The 5024-nt window shown below is 67.0% G+C and carries 6 protein-coding genes and 2 pseudogenes; 3 read left to right on the top strand and 5 right to left on the bottom strand.

Annotated features, from left to right (window positions below; translation table 11 throughout):
* Both ABW137_RS12390 and ABW137_RS12395 read right to left on the bottom strand, forming a co-directional pair.
* The coding region (locus ABW137_RS12390) for an arginase family protein (RefSeq protein ID WP_526400274.1) at nucleotides 1-584 on the bottom strand (584 nt) is incomplete at its 3' end.
* Nucleotides 577-1230 (bottom strand): TetR/AcrR family transcriptional regulator, encoded by a 654-nt coding sequence (locus ABW137_RS12395; RefSeq protein WP_526400275.1) that lies wholly within the window; start codon nucleotides 1228-1230, stop codon nucleotides 577-579. The genes ABW137_RS12390 and ABW137_RS12395, both read right to left, overlap by 8 nt.
* Before the next feature lie 104 nt (nucleotides 1231-1334).
* Here ABW137_RS12395 and ABW137_RS12400 point away from each other — a divergent pair, with 104 nt between their 5' ends.
* A complete protein-coding gene (locus tag ABW137_RS12400; protein ID WP_526400277.1) occupies nucleotides 1335-1703 on the top strand; it encodes a DUF1330 domain-containing protein in 369 nt (122 codons plus the stop codon).
* Nucleotides 1704-2040: 337 nt separating this feature from the next.
* Here the strand turns inward: ABW137_RS12400 and ABW137_RS12405 are convergent, their stop codons facing one another.
* Together ABW137_RS12405 and ABW137_RS12410 are read right to left on the bottom strand one after the other, a co-directional pair.
* Complete coding sequence (locus ABW137_RS12405; RefSeq protein WP_526400279.1) at nucleotides 2041-3306, bottom strand: metal-dependent hydrolase family protein; 1266 nt, start codon at nucleotides 3304-3306, stop codon at nucleotides 2041-2043.
* A 149-nt stretch (nucleotides 3307-3455) separates the two neighbouring features.
* Nucleotides 3456-3614: pseudogene (locus tag ABW137_RS12410) on the bottom strand (DUF6912 family protein); the annotation flags it as partial.
* Here ABW137_RS12410 and ABW137_RS12415 point away from each other — a divergent pair.
* Nucleotides 3546-3695 carry a hypothetical protein gene (locus ABW137_RS12415; RefSeq protein ID WP_526400283.1) on the top strand — a complete coding sequence of 50 codons (150 nt, stop codon included), beginning with the start codon at nucleotides 3546-3548 and terminating at the stop codon, nucleotides 3693-3695. The pseudogene ABW137_RS12410 and the gene ABW137_RS12415 overlap by 69 nt on opposite strands.
* A gap of 124 nt (nucleotides 3696-3819) precedes the next feature.
* A pseudogene (locus tag ABW137_RS12420) lies at nucleotides 3820-4128 on the top strand (hypothetical protein); the annotation flags it as partial.
* Here the strand turns inward: ABW137_RS12420 and ABW137_RS12425 are convergent.
* Nucleotides 4125-5024 (bottom strand): DUF3516 domain-containing protein (locus ABW137_RS12425; RefSeq protein WP_526400281.1); only part of this gene is annotated, 900 nt, incomplete at its 5' end. The pseudogene ABW137_RS12420 and the gene ABW137_RS12425 overlap by 4 nt on opposite strands.

Below are 5024 nucleotides of genomic sequence, written 5' to 3' on the forward strand. Positions count from 1 at the left end.
GGCGCCAACCACACTCCGGTGTCGGCGAGGGTGCCGACGTTGAACTGCCGACGCCACGCCTCGTCGCGGGGGCCGATGACGGCGATCTGATCGCGGCTCAACGCGGGTAGCCGAGACGCCAACGGCCCGCGCAACGTTCGGCCGGTGATGCCCAGCAGCAGACCGATCTCCGCGTTGGCCGCCTCGCCGTCCTCGGACACGTCCAGCGGCATCGTGTCCTCGTGGCCGTCGACGAAGATCAGCCCCGTGCCCGGCACGTGGTCGCGCAGTCCGGTCACGATGCCGAGCAGCGTTGCGCAGTCACCGCCGTATACCACCGGGAATCTCCTCGCGGCGATCGCGCGGCCCACCCGGGCGTTGAGCGCGTCGGTCATGGCCAGCAGCGCCGCCTCGTTGACGAACGTGGTCGCCGGCCCGCGGGTCGGGTCGGGGGCGGGCAGTTCCAGGTCCGAGGCGGATTCAATCACGTGGCTGCGCAGCGCATGTGGGAGTCCGGCGGCACGCAGTGCCATCGGGGCGCGCGCTTGGTGGCCCAGTCGGCCGTAACCGTCGAACGGCACCCCGATCAGCTCGAGGTCAGCCATCGCCGCTCTCGCCCTGCTCGGCTCTGGCGCGGGTCGAGAGCCCGCGCGTGATGACGTCGCCGACGTCGAGTGACAACGCGGCGGCGGGAACGTCGCGTGCGGTGGACATCAGGAGCATGGCGGTGCCGCGAAGGGTCCCGACGATCATCAGCGCCGTGCTGGCGGGGTCGACGTCGTCGCGGATCGAGCCGTCGGCGATCCCATCGCGGACGTGCTCGACCAGCAGACGCCGAAACCACGCGTCGCGCTCGACGAACATCGCTTGCAGGCTCGGCTCTGCGCCTGCGGACTCGGTCCACAGCTTGAGGAACGCCTCGGAGCTTGGCGAGCGCTGACGCACGGTGCCCAGGTACGTCTCGATGATCGCCGTCAATCGACCCAGCCCGTTCGGTGCGTCGGTGGGAACGTCGAAGTTCTGGGTGTGCTCGATCAGCGCCTCGAGGAGGCGGGCCTTGCTCCCGAAGTGATGGTTGACGATGCCCCGGCTGTAGCCGGCGGCGTTCCCGACGTCGGCGAGTGACACCGCGCGGGAACCATGCTGCGCGACGAGTGCCGTCGCGGCGTCCAGGACACGGCGCCGGGTTTCCGCGCGCCGCTCGGATTGTGTCCGTCGCACCGGTGCTACCTGGTGTTTCCCGGTCGACATGCTGCGATTCTCTCATCGTGCGCCTGCGACACGGAACGGACTTGTCGGACCCCTCATCTATGTTGTGTGACGGATAGCAAGTATCTGAGATTAGGGAGTGGAAGATGACCACGTTGGATGCCACAGCACTCGCGCCGTTCCTCGCCGCGGATCCGGGGGGACCGGTGGTGATGTTGAATCTGCTGCGCTTCGCGCCCGACGGCGGCGCAGCCAAGTACCAGGAGTACATCGCGCAGTTCTCGTCGTCGGGCGTGCAGGAACGCTACGGGGTCGAGATCGTCTACGGCGGCGCGGGCAGCGCGCCACTCGTCGCCCCTGCCGGTCAGGACTGGGACATGGTGGCGCTGGTGCGCTACCCGAGTCGGCGACACTTCGCCGACATGGTCAACGATCCCGACTACCAACGTTTCGAGCACCTGCGCGCCGAAGCTCTCGTCGACGCGGTGCTGCAGCCGACCGAACAGGTGATGTGACCATGGCGGGCGCACAGCCGTACCGGCGTCTTCGGCACCGGGTGATCAACGGAAGGCCGTCGTACGCCACGACACGCCCGTAGGTAGTCCAAGGACACCGCCAGCGACGATCGCCGACCACGTCAACATGGGCTAGTCGTCAACATGGGCTAGTCGTCAACGTGGGCCAGTCGTCCAACGACAGCTTCCCCACACCGCGATCGAGGTCAAGGCGAACCAATGGAGGGATCGTCACGGCACCAAACAAGTTCGCGGCGCAGGGTGTCACGGTGGCGCTATGGAGTTTCGGCCGTGGGGCATTACCGATGTCGTAGCGAGCCTTGGCGCGAAACTACCCTCACGACACCAGCGTGTTCTTGTACACCCTGCCGTCCTTCATGATGACGGTGAAGTTGCGCCAGGGGTCGGCGATCAACCCCAGGTTGCGCAACGGGTCCCCGTTCACCAACACCAGGTCAGCCAGTGCGCCTTCCTCCACCACGCCCAGCTTGCCGGAGTACGGGCTGCGCTTGCCTGACATCGCGAGCAGCTCGGCATTGGTACCGGTGGCCATGGCCAGCACTTCGGCCGGCGAGTACCAGCGACCGAGCTGCGCCAGCAGCGCGCCCTGTTTCGGAGCCAATTGCGGCGAGAAGAGGATGTCGGTGCCGAATGCCGTCTTGATGCCGTACTTGCGGGCCAGCCGGTACACATTGTCGACGCCGTCGATCACTTCCTTCGCCTTGGCCGCTTCGTCGGACCCGGGTGGGAAGGCCCCGATCATCTCCTCGGGCAGCGGTTGGGTGCTCAGCCAGATGTCATTCTCAGCCATCACCTTGGCCGTCGCATCATCCATCAGGTGTCCGTGCTCAATGCACCGCACGCCAGCGCGGATCGCCTGCGCGATGGTGTCCGGGGTATAGGCGTGCACCGTGACGTAGGTGCCCCAGTTGCCCGCCGCCTCGGTAGCGGCCCGCAACTCGGGTTCGGTGAACGTCACCACGTCAAGCGGACTGTGTGGCGAGGAAACACCGCCGCCCGCAGTCAGTTTGATCTGCGACGCGCCCTGAGCAAGCTGCTCGCGGGTGCGCAGCCGTACTTCGTCGGGGCTGTCGGCGACCATGGCCGCACCGAGCTCCTCCTGGCGGGACGGAGGCCCCCCGGGGTTTCGCGGAAGGTCTGCGGCCGTGCGAAAGTCACCGTGGCCACTGGTCACGGTGATCATGGCGCCCGACGGGAAGATGCGGGGGCCGTCGATCACGCCGCCGTCGATCGCGCGCTTGAGGTCGAAGCTGGGACCGCCGAGGTCACGCACGGTAGTGAACCCGCGCATCAACGTGTCACCCGCCTCGGCGCCAGCAACCAGATTGACGTAACCCGGGTCGGATGCCATCGCTTCGGCCGGTGAGGGCCGCACAAACATTGTGTGCCAGTGGTTGTCGATGAGCCCGGGCATCAGGGTGCGTCCACCGCCGTCGATGACCGTCGTGGTTCCATCGGCAGGAAGCGGCTCGGTGGAAATCCGCTCGATCCGGTTGCCCTTCACCCGCACGTTGGACGGCGCCGAGAGCTGATCACTGTGGCCGTCGAAGATCCGAACGTTGCGGAACTCTGTCGAGCGCACTCGTGGATCCGTGTCGGGAACCGGCGTCGGTAACAGTGACGGTGACGTCTCCGGCGATGACGCACTCGTCGACTCAGTGTCGCCATCACCGCCAGCGCATCCAACGCTGGCCAGAATGAGTGTGAGTATTGCGGCCAGGCGCAGACTTCTCATCGACACCCTTTCCGGTTGGATGCTCGTGACGAACACAGCAACTCGCGAACGGACGGGAGTTCCTGGGGCGCGTAACACGCCAGGTCGTGGTGCTGCGCATCGCCGACGGTGAGCCAGGCGTCCTCGTCCCCAAGATCGTCCTCGTCGAGGACGGGTCGTGCCGTGTGCAACAAACCGTCGGCGACCAGGCCTGGAGCATGGCCAGTGTCACCACGATGTCGACCCGCACCACGTGAGGATAGACGTGCGGACGTGCTCGCACGAGTTCAATGGTCGCGCCTTGATCTCCGCGGCGGCCTCGCTGGTGAGTCCGTCACGCTGCCCGTCGTCGACCTGTTGTTTGCGGATCCAGTTGCGCAGTTCGCGCTAAGGGACGCGCTGGAACTCGGTGACCGCGTGATACGCGTCGTGCACGATTGGGGGTCGGCACTCGGATTCGACTGGGCGCGTGGCCATTCGAGCCGTGTCCAGGGTATCGCGCACCTGGAGGCGGTCGCGACGTCGATGGAGTGGTCACACTTCCCCGACGACGCCCGCGAGATGTTTCAGGGGTTCCGGTCGTGGCCGAACCAGACCGAGGTGACCGTGTCCGGGGAGCACTACGTCCAGGAGGACAGTCCCGATGAAATCGGGCTGGCCGTAGCGGATTTCGTTCGCGGGCTGCGCTAGTCGAGGCGTCCGACGTCGACCACGCGTAGCACCGCCGCGCCCTCTTCGTCGGACGCCTGCAGGTCCACCTCGACGTCGAAGCCCCAGTCACGGTCACCGGCCGGGTCGTCCAGCACTTGGCGTACCCGCCACACGTCGGGCTGTCGATCGATGATCAATAGGGCGGGGCCGCGCGCGTCGGCGCCGGTGCCGACGTCGTCGTGCTCGTCGAAGTAGTCGGCCCCGGCGTCTGCCCACCGTTCGGTCGTCCAGCCCGAGCCGGCGTCGAGCTGCCCCAGGTCATACCAGCGGCGGCGGGCGAACAATTCCACCCGGCGGAACAGTGCGTTGCGGACCATCGCGGTGAAGGCCCGCTCGTTGCCCGTCAGCGGGCGCGGGCGGGCAGGCACCGCGGGCAGCTCCGGAACGCCACCCCGTTGGTCCGGACTTGTCAGCTGCTCCCACTCGTCGAGCAGGCTCGAATCCACCTGGCGGACAAGCTCGCCGAGCCATTCGACGATGTCGGTGACCTCCTCGGTGCGCGCGGCGGCGGGCACACCAGAGCGCAGCGCCTTGAACGCGTCGGACAGATAGCGCAGCACGGCACCCTCGGAGCGGGTCAACCCGTAGACGCTGACGAACTCCCGGAAGGTGAACGCCCGCTCCCACATCTCGCGCACGATCGCCTTCGGCGACAGATGCCCGTCGGCTGCCCACGGGTTGCTCTGCAGGTACACGTCGAACACGTGCCCGAGAACCTCGTCGAGCGGCTTGGGATAGGTGATCTCGTCGAGCAGCGCGATCCGCTCGTCGTATTCGATGCCCTCGGCCTTCATCGCGGCGATGGCCTCACCCCTGGCTGCCTTCAGCTGAGCGCTCAGGATTTGCCGTGGATCCTCCAGGGTGGCCTCGATCAC

Origin of the sequence: Mycobacterium sp. (assembly GCF_040509115.1) — a bacterium.
GTDB lineage: Bacteria > Actinomycetota > Actinomycetes > Mycobacteriales > Mycobacteriaceae > Mycobacterium.

Excerpts from the sequence above, each read along its gene's own strand:
- ABW137_RS12395 (WP_526400275.1), bottom strand. The coding sequence starts at position 1,230 with ATGTCGACCGGGAAACACCAGGTAGCACCGGTGCGACGGACACAATCC.
- ABW137_RS12400 (WP_526400277.1), top strand. The coding sequence starts at position 1,335 with ATGACCACGTTGGATGCCACAGCACTCGCGCCGTTCCTCGCCGCGGAT.